The following is a 20429-nucleotide window of genomic DNA, read 5'->3' as shown; positions in this document are numbered from 1 at the left end:
GACAAGAAAGCATTACCACAGCTTTTAAGAGAAACTACTCAAAGTGCTTATTGGTTTATCCATTTGCACGGGAAATGTATCTGGCGGGGTTAACAGCTTTTCCGTCTTTATACACTTCAAAATGAACATGTGGACCTGTTGCTCGCCCACTGCTGCCCATTAAAGCAATTCTTTGCCCTTTTTTAACTAAGTCACCTACTTTAACTAAGACTTTACTGTTATGAGCATAACGGGTAACAAAACCATTGCCATGGTTCACTTCAACCATATTACCATAGCCACCCCGCGAGCCAGCCCAAGTGATTACTCCAGACCCTACAGAAAAAATGCCGGACCCATATTTACCAGCAAAATCAATACCTTTGTGCCAGGCATAACGCCCATTGATGGGATCTGTTCGCCGACCAAATCGAGAAGATAGCCAGCCTTTCCTAATCGGGCTACCTGCTATTAACACATCGCTCTTTATTTTTCGCGAAGTAATTAAATCACCTAATAGCTCTAATTGTGCTTCTCGGTTGTCGATTTGTTTGATCAGCTGATCTATCAGATCAATAAATTGAGGGGGCTTAAATGTTTCATCGATATCATTGGACTCAGGGCCACCTAATCCAGGAGGCTCACTAAAATCAAATTCACCATTATCAAGGTCAGCAATTTGAGTAAGACGCTCACCCAATGCATCTAACCTGACGAGTCGACTTTGTAACTCAGATACTCGTAATGCTAATGCATCCAGCTCTGCAGTAGCTTGATCCTTAAGCGCACTAAGTTCACGTCGTTGGCTGGTTATTTCTCCTTGCCAATGTTGGGTAGTTTGATTACTAAGGGATTTGGCTGAAAGAGGGGTCAGGTAGGTATAGGTACCCCAGATAGAGAGACTAATAAGAGCGATGAGTAGAGCAAGCACAAGAAATGTAAGGCCAAAGGGGCCAATATGAAATGTTCGCGATCTATCTAGCTTTCGTCGGACAATAATAATATTCATTCACTTGCACTTTTATTTCACGGGGATTGCGTACCTCTAGCAAAAGCCACCTTAGACAATAATTCACTTAAGAGACAGAACTACTCAAGCTCTTACCGCCTGACTACAAGACAAGTACATCAATAAGTTGAATTCGCTACAAGCAATCATAGCTATTTATTTAAAGCAGCATCAACTGTCTATTACTTGCAGTCTTTAACCCCCAAAGTTACATCTATATGTATGTTAGCCGTATGACAAGACTAACAGTTTTAGGCTTTATCAGCCTTCAATAGAGCGTAGTCTTGCACACGAACTGGCAAATATTTGCCGCTTTACTCACTCATGGTTATTCTAGTTTTAACCATCAGCTATTTTATCTTTTTAGCATTATTAAGTCTTGGGCAAGAATTAAGCTGCTCTAAATACCACTTATATACTTAATACTATGCCAAAAGCATGATTTATTTAACTCAGACTTTCGTAACCCTATTTTGTAATCCTATGTAGCAAAATATTCACATGCTTATAATACAATAAGTATTTACCCTTACATAGCTTTTATAATACAATAATCTTGCCTATCTTAGTCAACAACATACAAATAGATTAGTACTTCCAATATATAAATTTATATCAGTACAGTACATATCTACCTGTGTTGTCTACTGCATATCAACGGGCGATTTCCTGCTCTATAGCCTTCAAGTACACATTTTTAATGTGTGAAAGCAACAAGCCCATTATTTACCTAATAAGATTTATACTGCAGCTACTGGCCGCATGTATGAGATAGGAGCTTCAGCAGGATCTTCAAATGTAACTACTTCCCACGCATCTTCTTGTGCAATTAAGGCACGTAATACTTTATTATTTAAAGCATGCCCAGATTTAACCGCACGGTACTCACCAATTAAGCTATTACCTAGTAAGTACAAATCACCAATGGCATCAAGCATTTTATGTCTGACAAACTCGTCATCATAACGCAAACCATCTTCATTCAGTATCCGATAGTCATCAACAACTATGGCATTGTCAACACTACCACCAAGCGCTAAGTTTTTAGACCGGAGATATTCAATATCTCGCATAAAACCAAAAGTTCTTGCGCGACTGACTTCTTTCACGAAGGAGGTGCTGGAAAAATCAACAGAAGCTGTTTGGATATTGCCTTTAAAGACAGGGTGGTCAAAATCAATCGTAAAGGTCACTTTAAAGCCATCAAAAGGTAAGAAGGTTGCTACCTTGTCACCCTCTTTATAGGTAACCTCTTTTTTAATTCGAATAAACTTCTTTGCTGTGTTTTGCTCTTCAATCCCTGCAGATTGAATTAAGAAAACAAAAGGCCCTGCACTGCCATCCATGATAGGTACTTCATGGGAGCTTACTTCTACATAGGCATTGTCAATGCCGAGGCCTGCCATTGCTGAAAGCAAATGCTCAACAGTGTCTACTCTAATGCCATCATTATTCATTAATGATGTACATAAAGTAGTGTCACCAACAAAGCTTGCTTTTGCGGGTATTTCTACAACCGGATCTAAGTCTGTCCGACAAAAAACGATTCCCGTATCTACAGGAGCTGGCTTCAATGTCAAGTAGACTTTTTCTCCCGAATGTAGACCTACTCCCGTAGCACGGATAATGTTTTTTAAAGTTCTTTGTCTAATCATATATGTACGCCGTCTTGATCAAATCCTGCCAGAAGGCAAACAATTGACCGGCGATTGTATCAAAAGCTGCACATTACACAAATGGTAAGTGAACTTTTTTAATACCCTAGTCAGCTTGCCTTCTTAAAAATGCAGGTATATCCAAGTAATCCATATTGTCTGTACTACGAGTCCGTTCCGGCTGGACAACTTGGTTGCCTGTTCCGGCGGCAGCTTGTTTTCTCATGACTGTAGGGCGATCTAATTTATTGTAGTCTAAAGTACCATCGCTTTTGGTATTATCGACTACTTTAACAGGTGCATCTGCTGCATCATTCGCCCCTAACCCTGTTGCTACCACGGTGACTCGTAACTCATCAGACATATCAGGGTCAATTACGGTGCCAACCACTACGGTAGCATTTTCTGAAGCAAACTGCTCTACAGTATTACCCACTTCTGAGAACTCGCCCAAAGAAAGATCTAATCCTGCTGTAATATTAACCAGTATTCCACGAGCGCCGTGTAAATTTACATCCTCTAAAAGTGGGCTGCGAATTGCCACTTCAGCTGCTTCTACTGCTCGATTAGAACCTGTCGCAGAACCTGTTCCCATCATTGCCATGCCCATTTCAGACATTACTGTGCGTACATCTGCAAAATCAACGTTAATCATTCCCGGACGAATAATTAGATCAGCAATACCTTGCACTGCACCAAGTAATACATCATTTGCCGCACTAAATGCTGATAATAAACTGGCATCTTTTCCTAACACAGGTAGCAATTTTTCATTAGGGATTGTGATTAAAGAATCAACATTTTCTGCTAATTCTTTGATCCCTTCATCAGCCACAATCATCCGCTTACGTCCTTCAAAAGGGAATGGCCTAGTGACGACTGCCACGGTTAAAATACCCATTTCTTTAGCAACTTGCGCAACAACTGGAGCTGCACCTGTACCTGTACCACCACCCATACCGGCTGTGATAAATACCATATCAGCGCCATTTAGCACTTCTTCAATGCGCTCGCGATCTTCAAGTGCCGCTTCACGGCCAACGTCAGGATTAGCGCCTGCACCCAATCCTTTAGTCACACCAGTTCCTAATTGCAGAACCGTTTTTGCCGCCAAGTTTTTTAACGCTTGTGCATCTGTATTCGCACAGATAAAATCAACACCATCGACGTGCTTATTTAACATGTGGTTGACAGCATTGCCACCTCCGCCGCCCACACCGACAACTTTAATGACCGCGTTTTGCGGCACATTATCAACCAACTCAAACATAACCCTCTCCTTTCTCTCAACTATCTACTACTATTCAATTTAATTTGTATTATTTATCGTTACTCCTGTTAAAAGTTTCCTTGAAACCAATGTTTCATCCGGCTAAAGATATTTACTTTAGCGGCAGATCTTACAGGCATGGCAACACTACCTTCTTTTTGATGCTGTAACCCATAATGTAACAACCCGACACCTGTCGAGAAGATAGGATTTTTTACCACATCAGAAAGTCCTTTAATATCCGTAGGCATGCCTAACCTAACGGGCATATGAAAAATTTCTTCAGCCAACTCCACAACACCCTCCATTTTGGCAGTACCGCCAGTCAAAACGATGCCAGCAGGAATCAGCTCTTCAAAACCACTACGTCTAAGCGCCCCTTGCACTAGGGTAAATAATTCTTCGTAACGGGGCTCAACCACTTCTGCCAGTGCTTGTCTTGATAAATCCCGTGGTGGGCGGTCACCCACACTAGGTACTTTTATTAACTCTTCTGCCCTTGCTAACTGAGTAAGTGCACAAGCGTATTTAATTTTAATTTCTTCCGCATGCTGAGTAGGCGTGCGAAGCGCCATCGCGATGTCATTCGTTACTTGGTCACCAGCAATAGGGATTACTTCAGTATGCCGAATCGAGCCACTAGTAAATACGGCAATATCTGTGGTTCCTCCACCAATATCTACCAGACAAACCCCTAGCTCTTTTTCATCTTCAGTTAGCACTGAGTAACTAGAAGCCAGCTGTTCCAAAATAATATCTTCTACCTCTAAATTGCAGCGCTTGACACATTTTTCAATATTTTGTGCTGCATTCACTGCGCAGGTAACCAGATGAACTTTTGCTTCCAGCCGAACGCCTGACATTCCCAGAGGTTCTTTAACACCTTCCTGGGTATCCACTACATATTCTTGAGGCAAGATATGTAGAATTTTCTGATCCGCAGGAATAGCAACCGCCTGAGCCGCATCAATAACCCGATCGACATCAGCTGGGGATACTTCTCGATCTCGAATGGCCACAATACCATGGGAATTCAAACTACTAATGTGACTACCAGCGATACCTGCATATACCGAGTGAATCTGACAGCCAGCCATTAATTCAGCTTCTTCTATCGCTCGCTGAATGGACTGAACAGTAGACTCGATATTTACAACAACGCCTTTTTTCAGCCCACGAGATGGATGAGCACCAATGCCGACCACTTTCAACGTACCATCATCAGCCACTTCACCTACTATAGCGACCACTTTAGATGTACCAATGTCTAGACCGACTATCATTTTTCCGTCTTGAGACGTTGCCATTCGAAAACCTTCCTACCCATTACACTTCAAGTGAAGTAATACCTTTGCGCCGTCTTATCTATACGCGATTGGTATATAAAATTTACACCCCATACTTGTTTATACCCTTGCAACTCTTTTCCTTGCAGCAGCATTCCAGATTACTGCTTTTCAAATCACTGGTTGCCTGTAATAGCATTAGCTTTTTAACTCACTAGTTTTCCACATCACTGCTACGCCGCTGCTATAACGTACATCAACTGATTTAATCAGCTCCTTTTTTCCTACTAGCTGCGCTTTGTAAACTTTAACAAATCGCTGTATTTTCTTAACCACATCATCCCTGCCAACCAACACACGAAAATGATCCGTTACAAATACCAGGGCCCCTCTTGAGCTGACATTTAGCTGTTTAATTGACATCCCTAATGGCCGAATAAGTTGCGCTATTTTATGATATTGAGCCATAACCTGCTGTTCTGTTCCGACAGGCCCTGTTAACTTTGGTAAGCTTTTTAACCCTGTCAACTTTTCAGGCTTAAACCGGTTTCCTTTGTTACTTAACAGCTCATCATCATTCCAGCGTGCAACTGCTATATGTTCAACTATTTTTACCTGAATTTGATCTGGCCACACTCGTCGTAAAGCCACAGTCTCAATCCAAGGTATTTTCTCTAAATCTGTTTGCAAACCAATTAAGTCAATATTAAAAAAACGACTACTTAGGTAGGGCTCTACTAGTTGTTGTACACTTGCCTTTTGTAATGCAGCAAACTGACCTTCAACCTGTACCCGTTTTACTGGCTGGTTAAAATAATCAGTCAGTTTTGGCCAACACCAGACACCTAAACCAATAAAACACGCCACTAAAGATAATTTTAGAAAGCTCCCAAGCAACCTGCTCCATTTTATTGACTTTTTTTGCGTTTGCTTTTTTTTACTTGCTCCTCGACGTTTTGCTTGTTTACGATTTATACCGTTATTGTCGCGTAACCGCACAGGGTACATCATTATTGCCTATGAATCTATTGCGCTTGCGCTGTAGCCAGGATTTCTAACACTAATTTCGAAAAACTATAGCCATCCTCTTTAGCAGCCATTGGCACCAAACTATGATCAGTCATACCTGGTACAGTGTTTACTTCTAAAACCCAAAAATCACCTGCCTGATCTTGCATAACATCTACACGCCCCCACCCTTTACACCCTAAACTTTCAAAAGCCTCTAATGCCAGTTTTTTCAGTTCATGTTGCTTTCTAGATGATAAATTACAGGGACAAATATATTGCGTATCGTTGGCAATATATTTGGCTTCATAGTCATAAAATGTTCGATCAGTTTTTAACTCAATAGGTGGCAGTGCCCGCTCATTTAAAATGGCAACCGTAAATTCAGCACCGGTTATCCAGGGCTCCGCTAAAACATCATCATCAAACTGCAGCGCAGTGGCTAAAGCAGCTGGAAAGTCTTCAGCAGTATTCACTTTAGTAATTCCAATACTGGAGCCTTCTTTAGCAGGCTTTAGGACACAAGGAAAAGCAACCTTAGGTGATAACTCAGTTGTTTGCTGGCTTTTTTGAAACAGTTGAAACACAGGTGTTGGTAAGCCTAATCCCTGCCAAAGTAATTTCGACCGATATTTATCCATCGCAAATGCTGAAGCCATTACACCACTACCTGTATAGGGAATTTCCATAAATTCCAGCAGTGCTTGTAAAGTGCCATCCTCACCACCCCGGCCATGTAAAGCAATAAAAGCAATATCTATAGGCTTTGCATCCTGCAACTGTTGAACAATATTTTTTCCCACATCAATCAATGAAACATCAACTCCTTCTTTGATTAATGCTTGATAAATTTCCTGACCACTTTTTAGTGAAACTTCACGCTCTGCAGACAAACCACCGTAAAGTACTGCTACATGTCCAAACTGATTACTCATGCATCACCTTTTTCAGCTAAGTTTTCATCTTTGACAAAGCAGCACTTAATTTCTGCCAAGTGGCTTGCAAGCCCACCGATATCACCAGCTCCTTGGGTGATTAATAAATCTCCATCTTGAATAACATCCCTCAGCACACTGGTAATATCTGAGTCTCGTTTTACATAAATAGGTTCCAGCTTGCCCCGTTGACGAATACTGCGACATAAACTTGGCCCATCCGCTCCTTTTATAGGTTTTTCACCTGCTGGATAGACTTCCATTAACAGTAAAACATCGACCTCTGATAGCACATCAACAAAGTCTTCATAAAGATCACGGGTGCGGCTATAGCGGTGTGGTTGATAAATCATCACCAACCTTTTTTCAGGCCAACCCTGTCGAATTGCCTTAACAGTTGCTTCAACCTCTCGCGGGTGATGACCGTAATCATCCACCAGCATCGCCTTACCGACACCTGTTTCAAACTCTCCATAAACCTGGAAGCGACGCCCCACTCCCTGAAAATTCACCAATGCCGTAATAATGTCTTGATTTGCTATACCTTCATCTTTAGCTATAGCAATCGTCGCCAAAGCATTTAAAACATTATGTTTACCTGGCATATTAAGGGTAATTTCAAATGGCGTTTCTTCACCTGCACAATGAACAGAGAAAGTGGTCTGTGTTGCTTGCTGCTGAATATTATCAGCCCAATAATCAGCATCTTCAGTCAGGCCATAGGTAACAATAGGTCGTTTAACCTGGGGTAAAATTTCTCTTACCACTGGATCATCAACACATAACACAGCCAGCCCATAAAACGGCAAGTGGTGTAAGAAATCAATAAAGGTTTGTTTGAGTTTTTCAAAATCTCCTTCATAGGTTGCCATATGATCAGCATCAATATTGGTAACCACTGTAATCATAGGCTGCAAGTGTAAAAAAGAGGCATCGCTTTCATCTGCTTCAGCCACCAAATAACGGCTGCCACCTAATTTAGCATTCGTGCCTGCAGAATTTAATTTTCCACCAATAATAAACGTAGGGTCAAAACCGCCCTGGGCCAACACAGAGGCCATTAAGCTAGTCGTTGTGGTTTTACCATGGGTACCTGCTATAGCAATGCCATGTCGATATCGCATTAGCTCTGCCAGCATTTCAGCCCTGGGAACAACAGGAATACGCTGTTTTTGAGCCGCTAATACTTCTGGGTTATTCGCTGCTACCGCTGTAGATACCACCACTACACTGACATTTTCTACATGCTCAGGCCGGTGACCAATACAAATTATTACGCCCAAAGAGGCTAACCGATCAGTGACTGTTGATGCTTTTATATCAGAGCCACTGATCTCGTACCCCTGATTTAATAATACTTCAGCAATGCCGCACATCCCTGCGCCACCAATCCCAACAAAGTGAATTCGGCGCACTCGACGCATTTCAGGCACTTCAAAAATAGTCGATAACTGTTGTGTATGGTTAGCCATAACTTATCTCCAAGCAGTGCTGAACAACTTTGTCAGTAGCTGCAGGCTCAGCAAGCTGGTGGGCATTAGTTGCCATTGCAACAAGTTTTTCAGGGGATTTTGAAAAATCAATTAACATATCTACCAGTTTATCAACCGTTAATGTTGACTGTGGCATTAATACCGCAGCTTCATTACGCACTAAAAACTCAGCATTTTTGGTCTGGTGGTCATCAACAGCAAACGGGTAAGGCACTAATAATGCCGCTACTCCTGCACTGGCTAATTCAGAAATTGTGAGTGCCCCGGCTCTACATAAAACCAGATCCGCCCATTGATAAGCAGCTGCCATATCTGCAATGAAAGGCTCAACCTTAATATTAGGAAAATTTTCAGCCTGATAAGCTGTTTTAACTTCAGTAAAGTGCTGTTTACCTGTTTGATGCCACAGTTCAAGAGAAACCCCTTGTTTAACACAGCTTTTTACCACAGCCGGCATAATATCATTGATCGCTTTAGCTCCCAGACTTCCTCCAACCACTAATAATTTAAGTAGCTGCTGGGATTGCTTAGAATTATCAACATTAACAATTTCAGAGCGAACAGGGTTCCCAGTACAAAATACTTTTTGCTGGCTTTGGAATGTACCAGGAAATGCTTCCAACACCCGGTTTGCCACCTTAGCCAGCAACTGATTAGTTAAGCCAGGAATTGCATTTTGTTCATGAATCACCAACGGTATGCCCAACAGTTTTGCAGCAACACCACCAGGCCCAGTTACAAAACCACCCATACCTAAAACACAAACAGGCTTTAACTGTTTAAATAATTTTCTTGCCTGCCAAATAGAACGTATTAAACGTACTGGAGCCTTAATTAATCCCATTACGCCTTTACCACGAATACCTTTTATAGGAATCAAGCTGATTGGTAAATTGTATTTAGGGATCAACTCCGCTTCCATACTATTTTCTGTGCCTAGCCAATGGACTTGATAGCCTTTATCTTTAAATAAGTTGGCTGTTGCTAACGCAGGGAAAATATGTCCGCCTGTACCTCCAGCCATCACAACGACTGTGCCTTTATTTGGCGATTGACTCATTTTCCTGCCCTCCCTTTTTTACGCCTTTTTGGGGAAGGCTTATTCATAACAAGCCTAGATTCATAGTCAATACGAAATAAAACTGCTAACGCAAGACAGTTAACAATTAAGCTACTACCACCATAACTTAAAAAAGGTAGTGTTAACCCTTTAGTAGGTAATAATCCTGTATTCACACCAATATTAATCAATGACTGCATACCAAATAATAAGCCAATGCCATAAGCTAAATACCCAGAAAAAGTTAAGCCTCGTTGTTGTGCTTGCAAGCCAATAAACAGTGACCGTAGAGTTAGCCCAATCAACAAACTAATAACAAGTAGCGCACCGACCAACCCAGTTTCTTCAGCCAATACAGCAAACACAAAATCTGTATGGGCCTCTGGTAAATAAAACGACTTCTGAATACTATTACCTAATCCAACGCCAAACCACTCTCCACGACCAAATGCAATTAACGCCTGCGTAAGTTGATAACCACTATCAAACTGATGACTCCACGGGTCAATATAAGTAGTTAGCCTAGCCATCCGATAAGGCTGTGATACCGCAATCGCTGCTGCCGCACCCGCACAAACCAAAATTAAAATAGAAAACCGCCACAGCTTAACCCCAGCCATAAATAACATACCAATGGCCGTACTCATCAATACAACCACTGCTCCAAAATCAGGCTCAAGCAGCAACAAAAAAGTAGCGATAGATAGCAACCCCATGGGTTTAATAAGCCCCAGCCAGGTATTTTGCACTGCTTCTTGTTGCCTGACAGAATATCCTGCCAAATAAACAATAAAAAATAACTTCGCTAGTTCAGAAGCTTGTAAGTTAAAAAGCCCTAAACTAATCCAGCGCACACTGCCGTTAATTTCACGGCCAATCAGCAGCACAGCAATTAACAGCCCCATTGCAGCAAAAAGTAATGCAGGGCCAAACCGCAGCCAACTATTCATCGGTACCATGAAAACGCAGCCGGCCAACAATAAACTGATTAATAAATAAGTCAATTGTCGGTAAAAATGAAACAGCGGGTCTTTATATTGAGAAGCCGCTACTTCAATTGATGCTGATGTCACCATAACCAAACCCAGCGCTAACAGCATGATTGCAATCAGCAACAATGGCAGATCAACAGCTGAGTTATTCAGTGATTTACTGAGCATCAACCAACCTCATGACTTCTTTTTTAAATACCTCTCCACGCTGCTCAAAGTTTGAAAACATATCAAAGCTGGCACAGGCTGGTGCTAATAACACTAGATCGCCTGGCTCAGCATAATGAAACGCTTTTTTAACCGCTTCAACTAAGTCAGCAACTGGCTGCTGAAAAGCAGCACCCGTTACTTCAGCCGCTAAACGTTCACCATCATCACCATAGGTCAATAAGCATTTCACATACTTTGCAATGGCAGGTTTCAGCTCACTAAAGTCAGCTCCTTTGCCATCACCACCTGCCAATAAAATAATTTTTCCAGTTAGCTGCTCACCTAAACCCTCTATAGATGCTTTAGCAGCCCCCACATTAGTGGCTTTAGTATCATTAATAAAAGTGATCTGATTATATTCAGCAACCCACTCGCAACGGTGAGGCAAACCTTTAAACTGTTGTATAGCTGCCAACATGGTAGTTTTTGACCATTGTAATTGCTGACCAATTGCCAGTGCCGCCAGTACATTCGCTTGATTATGACGACCTTTAATCAATAGCTGCGAGCTTTCCAGCCAATCATTCAAACCATACGACAGTTGCACACCATTATTTGATTGCCGACAGCCAAAATGTTTCAAGTCAGGCTCATTCAGTCCAAACGACACTTGAGGTACACTACTTGGAACGAGGGGTTGAGTTAAAGCATCTTGGCGATTAAACACCACACTTTGTGCACCTCTATAAATTCGCTGCTTCGCTTGATGATAAGCAGCTAAGTCAGCATAACGATCCATATGGTCTGGGCTGATATTTAAAATACAAGCCACCGCAGGTTGTAGCGAATAAGTAGTTTCTAACTGAAAGCTCGACAGTTCGAGCACGTATAAATCTGCTTTTTCAGTTAATAACTCCAGTACAGGCCGCCCAATATTGCCACCAACCGCTACTTTAATACCCGCCGCCTGTGCTATTTCGCCAACCAAAGTGGTGACTGTACTTTTACCATTGGAGCCAGTGATTGCTATGACTGGCGTATTACCTACAGCACGAGCAAATAGCTCAATATCACCTATTGCGGGCACACCTGAAGCAACCGCTTCAGCAATAGCTGGTTCAGCAAGTGCAATACCTGGGCTAACAATTAACTCTGAGGCTTGCTTTAACAGATTACTATCAAATACACCCAATTTGATGGGCAATTCTGGAAAATCCTGTTGCAATTGTGGCAAGTAAGGCGGCGACTGTCGTGAGTCGACTACCATTACCCGATGGCCTTGTTCAGCTAAAAAACGGGCACAGGAATAGCCGGTTTTACCCAAACCAATAACTATTCTTAGCTGGTCTGATGTAATCATTTTAGTGTCCAATTACTGCCTCACCCGTTTTCAAACTATTTATTTACATTAACGTACTTTTAAGGTGGCCAAGCCCACTAAAACCAGCATTAAGGTAATTATCCAAAACCGGACAATAACCCGTGGTTCTGGCCAGCCCTTCAATTCAAAGTGATGGTGCAAAGGGGCCATGCGGAAAATACGACGTCCTGTTAATTTGTAGGAACCTACCTGTAAAATCACAGAGACGGTTTCCATTACAAATACTCCCCCCATGATAAACAGAACAATTTCCTGTCGTACAATTACCGCAATGACCCCCAGCGCCGCCCCCAAGGAGAGTGCACCTACATCTCCCATGAAAACCTGTGCTGGATAAGTGTTAAACCATAAAAACCCAAGCCCTGCGCCCACCATGGCCGCACAAATGACAACTAATTCACCACTGCCTTTGATATAGGGAATATGCAAATATTCAGCAAACCCCACGTGTCCTGTTAAATAAGCAAATATACCTAGTGCACCTGCAACCATTACGGTTGGCATAATGGCTAAACCATCCAAACCATCAGTTAAGTTAACTGCATTACTGCTACCGACTATGACGAAGTAAGTCAGCACAATAAAAAATATGCCTAAATTAATGGTTACTTCTTTAAATACCGGCACAATTAATTGCAACTGATCGGGAGTGGAGGTTTGGTATAAAAAAACTGCTGCCCCTAACCCTGCAACCGATTGCCAGAAATATTTCCAACGGGCAGGGAGACCACGGGAGTTTTTCTCGATGACTTTTCTATAGTCATCAACCCAACCAACAGCTCCAAAAATAAAAGTGACAGCTAACACTACCCATACATAATGATTGGATAAATCAGCCCATAATAAAGTGCTAATTCCAATCGCTACGATAATCAGTGCCCCTCCCATAGTAGGCGTACCCGCTTTACTTAAGTGGGATTGGGGGCCATCATCACGAACCGCCTGCCCAATTTGGCGGCTGGTTAAATGCCTAATAATCTTTGGTCCAAGCCATAACGACATTCCTAATGCAGTTAACACACCAAAAATAGCGCGTAAGGTTAAATATTGAAAAACCCTAAAACTGCTTTCATAACTTGCTAACAGCTCAGCTAGCCACAACAACATTAGCCATTACCCCCTGTCATTCGACAAGCAGCAACCACTGTTTCCATTTTGGCACTACGAGAACCTTTAATTAAAACCACTAACGACTCACTTAATTGCTTATCTAAAAACTCAACCAACTCGGCTTTATTTGTAAAGTGTTGTGCACCTTCACCAAACCCAATGACACTTTGCTCAGTAAGCAGCCCTACTGCATATAAGCCATCCAAACCTTGTTGCTTGGCAAACTGGCCCACCTCAAAGTGCAGCTCGCCCGCTTTTTCACCTAATTCTCCCATCTCACCTAACACCAATATCCTTTTGCCGGGATATTGAGCTAATAGCTGAATGGCAGCTTTTACTGAACCAGGGTTTGCATTATAGGTATCATCAATCAGCCGACTCCCCTTTTTGCCTGATAGCTGGACACCCCGCCCAGCAACAGGCTGCATTTCCTGCAAACCTAAAGCAATTGCCTGTGGGCTGCAGCCTGCCGCAAAGGCAGCAGTCGCTGCTGCCAGAGCATTTGCGATATTATGCCGTCCTGGTAAGGGAAGCGTTACGCTAAAACAGTGATCCAGTAGATGTATTTTGAACTGAAATCCCTGATCAATAAGCTCAACATGAGTTGCATATACATTTGCTTCAGTATTTGTAACACTGAAACTTAATAATTTTTGATTGCCTGATAACAGTGTTTTCCAATAATCAAAAAACTGATCGTCTGCATTAAATATTGCAGTACCGTTATTCACTAACCCTTGGGTAATTTCACCCTTAGCTTGCGCGGTATTTTCTAACGAGCCAAACCCTTCTAAATGAGCGGCCATAACATTATTAATCAGGCATATCGTAGGCTGACTTAATCGACTCGTGTAAGCAATTTCTCCTATAGTATTAGCGCCAAGCTCAATAACCGCATACCGGTGTTCCGCCGTTAAACGACTTAACGTTAGCGGAGCGCCTAAATCATTATTTAAATTACCAGCAGTAGATAACGTAGGGCCTTGTTGTTTAAAAATAGCCGCTAGCATTTCTTTAACCGTGGTTTTACCACTACTCCCTGTTAATGCCACTAAAGGCCCCGAGAAATCTTCACGGTTAATTTGACCAATCAGTCCTAAGGCTATTCGGCTATCCTCAACAACGAGCTGAGAAATAAGTTTTCCCCCTGTTTTTTCAGCACCCATGGGTTTTTCAACAACGGCAGCAACAGCCCCTTGTTGTTTAGCTATTGCAATATAATCATGGCCATCAAAGTGTGGGCCTTTTAAAGCAATAAATAATTCATCTGGCTGAATAGTACGAGTATCAATACTTAAACTAGAAAAAGCTTGGTCATCACCTAGTAACTGGCTACCAGGTATTAGACGATGAATAGTACTGAGTTGATTACGCTTAATCATGGCTACTCCAATGTAATAATGCTTGTGTAGCCTGCTCAAAATCGCTAAAAGGTAGTCGTTTGCCCATTATTTCCTGGTAATTTTCATGACCCTTTCCGGCAATAACCACAATATCATTGGCTTTAGCTAATTCAATGGCACCCTGAATGGCTTCTCTTCTATCTTCGATAATGTCAATGGGTAACTCTGGGGCAGTAGGTAGGCCCTGACAAATATCATCTAAAATAGCTTTAGGGTTTTCCGTACGGGGGTTATCCGATGTAATAACCAGATGATCAGCATACTCATAAGCAGCCTGCGCCATTTCGGGGCGTTTTCCTTTATCTCGGTCCCCACCACAACCAAATACACAAATGATTTTCTGATTACTATGTAAGCGAACCGCTTTCAGTAATTGGACCAATGCATCTGGCGTATGAGCATAATCCACTACCACTGCTGGCTTATCTGTTCCCTGTTTTTTTTCATTGGTGTCTTCAGCACTTTTTACAGTTTGTAGTCTACCTGTCACAGGTTTAAGTGTTTCAGCCGCATCAAGCAAACGATTAAACTCAATACCATTAGCAGCTAAGCCAGTAATGACTGCCAACACATTAGATAAATTAAAATGCCCCAGTAAGGAAATGTGTATTTCCCCTTTGCCCCAAGGGCTTTCAATTACTGCCACAATACCATCATTTAAATAGCGAATTTGACTGGCAACCACATCTGCACGGGTATTTTGCAAGCTATATTGCCAGCGCTGGCAGGCAGGATGACAAGCCGCCAACATTTGTTCTGCATAAGGATCATCCTGATTAATCACTGCATGTTGCAAAGCAATATTGGAAAATAATTGAGCTTTTGCTGCTGCATAATCTTCCATTGTCTGGTGATAGTCCAAATGGTCTCGGGTTAAATTAGTAAAAATCGCCACATCAAAAGCAATACTCTCAACCCGGCCTTGAGCTAGACCATGGGATGAAACTTCCATCGCTAAATACGGTACTTGCTGGTTAACTAGCTGATAAATAAATTGATGTAGTTGCAATGCATCAGGTGTAGTGTTTACTAATGGAATTAAAGAGTCAGTAGTGCCATACCCAAGTGTTCCCACCACACCACAATTGATGTTTAATTTATTCAGCAGTTGACGAGCAAACTGGCTACAAGATGTTTTACCATTGGTGCCGGTAATACCCAGGATATTGATCTGGTTAGTCACATAACCAAAATATTCATTAAGTAGTTTTCCCAGCTGCTTATTCAATTGCGGCACTTCGATTACAGCTTGTTGGCCTAATACCTGTTGACCTGACATTGATTGACCAGACTGTTCGGCTAAAACAGCAGCGGCTCCTTGGCCAAAGGCATCCGCAATAAAACGGCGTCCATCTACTTGATAACCTTGCATGGCAATAAATAAATCACCAGGTTTCACTTGCCGGCTGTCGATGGCAACACCTGAAATAATAGGGTCAAACCCAGTTTGGGCTTGACCGATAGCAGCCAGCAACCGAGAAAGTGGCATTATTGGCAACTTCAGCATTGATTGGTCATCCCGCTTTGTTGTCATGTGTTGTTACTCCTGTCACGACCACGCTTGGCCAAACGTGCCGAATTATCCGGTGATACCCCTAATAGCTGTAAGGAACCAGCCACCACTTTTGAAAAAACAGGGGCTGCCACCTCACCGCCGTAATATTTTTTATTTTTGGGGTTATCTATCATCACCACAGCAGCCAGCCTTGGATTGCCAGCTGGTGCCAAACCACTAAACACCGAGTGGTGTTTTTTCTCTGAATATCCTCCTGCTTCAGCAATGCGCGCTGTCCCAGTTTTACCTGCCACCTGATAGGCATCAATTGCCCCCTGGGTACCCGTACCACCTTTTTCCACAACACTGGTCAGCATTTTTACAACATCATGTGCTACTTTACCGGGAATAACCTGCGAGGCTTCCGGCTGCTCATCCAGTCTCAATAAAGTGGTCGGTACTTTTTTTCCTCTATTCGCTAACACACCATAGGCTTGGGTTAACTGCACAGCAGTCACTGCCATACCATAGCCATAGGATAAGGTAGCCTCCTCAGTTGCCCGCCATTGACTGCGCAAAGGTAACAGGCCTGTGCTCTCACCCGGAAAACCCGTACCAGTGTCAATCCCAAACCCCATTCGATGTAACAGTGAAGCGACTGTTGGCGCCGTCACTTGCTGAATAATTTTGGTCATGCCGATATTGCTGGATTTTTTTAATACCGTGGTGATGTCAATCACCCCATAATTGCGGTGATCTTTTATTGTTTTACGCCCAACCATCATATAGCCAGGACTGGTATCAATCAGAGAAGATGATGTGAACTCACCGGTTTCCAGCGCAGCAGCAATGGTAAAAGGTTTAAGTGTTGAGCCTGGCTCAAAAATATCGGTCATGGCTCGATTACGAATAGCCCCCGCCCGAACCCGGCGACGGTTGTTGGGGTTGTATACGGGCTGATTGACCATCGCCAAGATTTCCCCTGTTTGCACATCCAATATCACCAGAGTACCGCCTGAGGCATTATTCCGTTTAACCGCTTTTGCCAACTCCCGATACGCTAGGTTTTGTACACGAAGGTCAATGCTTAAATACAGCTCTTTACCAGGCTGAGCACTTTTAATCAGTTCAGCACTTCTAACTAGTCGTCCTTTTCTATCTTTATACAAACGAACCTGGCCTGGCTTACCTGTTAGCCAATGATCAAAAGCTAACTCAATTCCTTCCTGGCCTTTACCATCAATATTGGTAAACCCCACAATATGGGCTGCCACTCTACCTGCCGGGTAGTAGCGTTTAAATTCATCAATACCATAAATCCCCCTCACTTTTTCAGCTAACAGTTGCTGAGCCAACTTAGGACGCATGTGTCGTTTAAGGTAAATAAACTCCTTTGAACGGTTATCATTCACTTTCTTGGCAAAGTAGCTTGAGCTAACTCCTAAGTGCTTGGCAATGACAGGCCATTGAGCCTTTGTTTGGCTCAGCTCTTTTGGGTTTCCCCAAATGGTAACAACAGGCGTGCTAACAGCCAGCGGCTCACCATTACGATCAAAGATAATCCCTCGGGTTGCAGCCACTTCAGAGTGACGAACTACTCGTTTCGCCCCTTCATTTTGCAGGAAATGACGGTCAATAACCTGCAAGTCAATAATGCGCCACCCCACTAGCGCAGAGGCCACTACCAGCACAGTTACAATAAGTCGAAAGCGCCAAACTGGCACCTGAGTGTTTAACTGGCTCATGGTTTAACGATCACCATTTCCTCGCTTGATGGAATATGCATGGCAAGCTTGCCTGTAGCAATTTTGTCCAGCCGACTAGGGGTAGTGAGCGTACTATGCTGCAATAACAGCTGCCCCCACTTCACTTGTGCTTCAGACTGCAATGTCAGCTCCGCCTGCAGCAAGTTAAACTGCTGTCGATTTAAGTGAGAGACATACACCACTGCTAGCGCGGACATCACTACCAACATAAATAACAGGCTTAATCCGACCACTGGCTTTGAAACCGTTAATTGCATGGAAGCCTCACCCCAATGTTTACCCGCTCAACGTTACTTAAGCTTCTCTGCTACCCGCATAATGGAACTACGGGAACGCACATTACCATCAACCTCCCGACCTGAAGGTTTGACTGCTTTCCCCACTGCCTTAAGTCGCTGATTCAGTTGATCAGCCGTCACTGGTAACCCTGGTGGTAATTCATCACCTTTTACATGCTTCTTAATGAAGCGCTTGACAATACGGTCCTCCAGCGAATGAAAGCTTATCACCACCAATCGACCACCAGGCTTTAACACCTCCAACGCAGCATCCAAAACCGCCTCAAGATCACCCAACTCATTATTGATGTGAATCCGAATTGCCTGAAATGCCCGTGTAGCCGGGTGCTTATGCTTTTCCCAGGCTGGGTTAGCCTCCGCAATAATTTTGGCCAGCTGTGTGGTGGTTGTGATCCGCTCCTGCTGACGAGCTGCAATAATGGCCTTCGCCATCCTACGAGAAAACCGCTCCTCTCCATAAGTCCAGAGCACATCCGCGATAGCTTTCTCTTCCGCAGTTGCAATCCAGTCTGCTGCTGACATTCCCGCTGCTGGGTTCATCCGCATGTCTAGCGGTCCCTCCTGCAAAAAACTAAAGCCCCGCTCTGGATTATCTAACTGAGGCGATGAAACACCTAAGTCAAGTAACACCCCCGAGACAGCAGATGGGCTATGCCATGCATTAGCAAACTTAGCAAGCTCAGCGAAAGAACCATGTCCAACCTGAAAGCGCTTATCTTCACTGGCTATTTGCTCTGCTACTGCAATGGCATCCGGATCTTTATCAATGCCTAGTAAATGCCCTTCACTAGATAGTCGGCTAAGAATTTGCCGGCTATGCCCACCCCGGCCAAAGGTACCATCAATATAATTTCCCGCTGGATCTACCACTAAGGCTTCAACTGCCTCATCCAGCAATACGGTCTGATGCTGATACATCGCTGTCATCGCTATAAGGAGAGTGACTCCAGCTCCACTGGCAGACTGTCACCACCACTGGCTTCTGCCAGGTACTGGTCACGCCGGTCAGTCCACTGCTGCTCACTCCAAAGTTCAAACTTCTTACCCTGGCCCAATAAAATGGTTTTCTTTTCCAAACCGGCATAATCCCTCAACAAAGGGGGAATCAACACTCGGCCACTACCATCTATTTCCAGGTCGGTTGCATGTCCGATAAGCAAGCGTTGAATTCGCCTGGCCACCGGGTTAAAGCTAGGAAGTGCTTCAATTTTGGCTTGAATGCCTTCCCATTCATCTATGGGGTAAATCAATAAACAGGGTTCCTCAGTATCAATAGTGGCCACCAACTGACCATCACACCGACTTAATAGCTTGTCTCGATGCTTAGTTGGTATAGCTAGACGCCCTTTGGCGTCCATATTGATAGAGCTGACACCACGAAACAAATTGAGAAACCCTCAAATCGGAGCCTGACACCAGACTCCACCAATAACCCAATATTCTCCACAAAAACCCACTTTCTTCCACTTTGAGACACTATAGGAACGCTCTTGTTCTTCGTCAAGCAGTCACTCGCGTTCCCTTAACCAAAAAAACCATAAAAATCAAATAAATAGCTAAACAAGTAAACCCTACGCGAGACTATAAGTGAATAAATCGCCATAAGTAACAAAGGCTTAGCGAGTGAAATAGAGAGAGCATCTGAACAGTGAGATTATTTAGCTCTAACAACATGTTGGCTTTGTGAATAAATGCATATAAGAAAAAGAGGGGATACACGAGGGTATTCAAAGAATTGGAGAGTTGGCCTGTAAGCCGGGTTCTGTCGAAGGCAACCATTCATCTGGGATGTATATCACTATACACCTCAAGCAACCTACCCGAATTCAGCGCGGGCCGCACTTAAGAATTCCTATTTGGTCTTGCTCCAAGCGGGGTTTACCATGCCATGACGTGTTACCACGCATGCGGTGCGCTCTTACCGCACCCTTTCACCCTTACCGGCAACTTACTTTTGCAAGCTCATTGCTTAGGCGGTCTACTCTCTGCTGCACTTTCCGTAGGCTCACACCCCCCAGGCGTTACCTGGCGCTTTGCCCTATGGAGCCCGGACTTTCCTCCCTTCAAATCCATAAAAAAGTGCTTACACACTTCCTTATATTATTGAACAGCGGTTGCCCAGCCAACTCTCGGCGCTA

Annotated in this window: 17 protein-coding genes and 1 other RNA gene; all 18 read right to left on the bottom strand. The window is 43.3% G+C overall.

Annotation, left to right across the window (positions count from 1 at the left end; translation table 11 throughout):
* Nucleotides 1-55 precede the first annotated feature (55 nt).
* On the bottom strand, nt 56-988 hold the full coding sequence (locus tag OQE68_RS19175) for a M23 family metallopeptidase (RefSeq protein ID WP_180567687.1): 933 nt from the start codon (nt 986-988) through the stop codon (nt 56-58).
* Between the two features lie 740 nt (nt 989-1728).
* Nucleotides 1729-2643, bottom strand: a complete 915-nt coding sequence (gene lpxC / locus OQE68_RS19170) for a UDP-3-O-acyl-N-acetylglucosamine deacetylase (protein ID WP_180567686.1) — start codon at nt 2641-2643, stop codon at nt 1729-1731.
* A 106-nt stretch (nt 2644-2749) separates the two neighbouring features.
* A complete protein-coding gene (ftsZ, locus tag OQE68_RS19165; RefSeq protein WP_180567685.1) occupies nt 2750-3913 on the bottom strand; it encodes a cell division protein FtsZ in 1164 nt (387 codons plus the stop codon).
* A gap of 68 nt (nt 3914-3981) precedes the next feature.
* Nucleotides 3982-5220 carry a cell division protein FtsA gene (ftsA, locus tag OQE68_RS19160; RefSeq protein ID WP_180567684.1) on the bottom strand — a complete coding sequence of 413 codons (1239 nt, stop codon included), beginning with the start codon at nt 5218-5220 and terminating at the stop codon, nt 3982-3984.
* 177 nt (nt 5221-5397) lie between these two features.
* A complete protein-coding gene (locus OQE68_RS19155) occupies nt 5398-6210 on the bottom strand; it encodes a cell division protein FtsQ/DivIB (protein ID WP_180567683.1) in 813 nt (270 codons plus the stop codon).
* A gap of 14 nt (nt 6211-6224) precedes the next feature.
* Nucleotides 6225-7142 carry a D-alanine--D-alanine ligase gene (locus OQE68_RS19150; RefSeq protein WP_180567682.1) on the bottom strand — a complete coding sequence of 306 codons (918 nt, stop codon included), beginning with the start codon at nt 7140-7142 and terminating at the stop codon, nt 6225-6227.
* Nucleotides 7139-8614 (bottom strand): UDP-N-acetylmuramate--L-alanine ligase, encoded by a 1476-nt coding sequence (murC, locus tag OQE68_RS19145; RefSeq protein ID WP_180567681.1) that lies wholly within the window; start codon nt 8612-8614, stop codon nt 7139-7141. Before murC ends, OQE68_RS19150 begins: the two co-directional genes overlap by 4 nt.
* Entirely contained in the window at nt 8607-9695 is a 1089-nt protein-coding gene (murG, locus tag OQE68_RS19140) for an undecaprenyldiphospho-muramoylpentapeptide beta-N-acetylglucosaminyltransferase (protein WP_180567680.1), read from the bottom strand. Before murG ends, murC begins: the two co-directional genes overlap by 8 nt.
* Entirely contained in the window at nt 9692-10855 is a 1164-nt protein-coding gene (ftsW, locus tag OQE68_RS19135; RefSeq protein ID WP_180567679.1) for a putative lipid II flippase FtsW, read from the bottom strand. Before ftsW ends, murG begins: the two co-directional genes overlap by 4 nt.
* The gene (murD, locus tag OQE68_RS19130) at nt 10845-12197 is read right to left on the bottom strand and encodes a UDP-N-acetylmuramoyl-L-alanine--D-glutamate ligase (protein ID WP_180567678.1); all 1353 of its coding nucleotides are present in this window, start codon (nt 12195-12197) and stop codon (nt 10845-10847) included. The genes ftsW and murD overlap by 11 nt, the downstream gene beginning before the upstream one ends.
* A 48-nt stretch (nt 12198-12245) precedes the next feature.
* Nucleotides 12246-13325 carry a phospho-N-acetylmuramoyl-pentapeptide-transferase gene (gene mraY / locus OQE68_RS19125; RefSeq protein WP_180567677.1) on the bottom strand — a complete coding sequence of 360 codons (1080 nt, stop codon included), beginning with the start codon at nt 13323-13325 and terminating at the stop codon, nt 12246-12248.
* Nucleotides 13325-14710 (bottom strand): UDP-N-acetylmuramoyl-tripeptide--D-alanyl-D-alanine ligase, encoded by a 1386-nt coding sequence (locus OQE68_RS19120; protein WP_180567676.1) that lies wholly within the window; start codon nt 14708-14710, stop codon nt 13325-13327. The genes mraY and OQE68_RS19120 overlap by 1 nt, the downstream gene beginning before the upstream one ends.
* Entirely contained in the window at nt 14703-16265 is a 1563-nt protein-coding gene (locus OQE68_RS19115) for a UDP-N-acetylmuramoyl-L-alanyl-D-glutamate--2,6-diaminopimelate ligase (protein WP_180567675.1), read from the bottom strand. The genes OQE68_RS19120 and OQE68_RS19115 overlap by 8 nt, the downstream gene beginning before the upstream one ends.
* On the bottom strand, nt 16262-17971 hold the full coding sequence (locus OQE68_RS19110; RefSeq protein ID WP_180567674.1) for a peptidoglycan D,D-transpeptidase FtsI family protein: 1710 nt from the start codon (nt 17969-17971) through the stop codon (nt 16262-16264). Before OQE68_RS19110 ends, OQE68_RS19115 begins: the two co-directional genes overlap by 4 nt.
* On the bottom strand, nt 17968-18249 hold the full coding sequence (gene ftsL, locus OQE68_RS19105) for a cell division protein FtsL (RefSeq protein ID WP_180567673.1): 282 nt from the start codon (nt 18247-18249) through the stop codon (nt 17968-17970). Before ftsL ends, OQE68_RS19110 begins: the two co-directional genes overlap by 4 nt.
* Before the next feature lie 33 nt (nt 18250-18282).
* Complete coding sequence (rsmH, locus tag OQE68_RS19100) at nt 18283-19218, bottom strand: 16S rRNA (cytosine(1402)-N(4))-methyltransferase RsmH (protein ID WP_180567672.1); 936 nt, start codon at nt 19216-19218, stop codon at nt 18283-18285.
* Between the two features lie 2 nt (nt 19219-19220).
* Nucleotides 19221-19676 (bottom strand): division/cell wall cluster transcriptional repressor MraZ, encoded by a 456-nt coding sequence (mraZ, locus tag OQE68_RS19095; protein WP_180567671.1) that lies wholly within the window; start codon nt 19674-19676, stop codon nt 19221-19223.
* Nucleotides 19677-20026: 350 nt separating this feature from the next.
* Nucleotides 20027-20421, bottom strand: an RNA gene (gene rnpB / locus OQE68_RS19090) — RNase P RNA component class A.
* Nucleotides 20422-20429 lie beyond the last annotated feature (8 nt).

The sequence above is a fragment of the Spartinivicinus marinus genome (genome assembly GCF_026309355.1).
Taxonomy (GTDB): Bacteria; Pseudomonadota; Gammaproteobacteria; order Pseudomonadales; family Zooshikellaceae; genus Spartinivicinus; species Spartinivicinus marinus.
The sequence above is the reverse complement of the archived record's forward strand: the minus strand, read 5'-3'. Positions and strand labels throughout refer to the sequence as shown.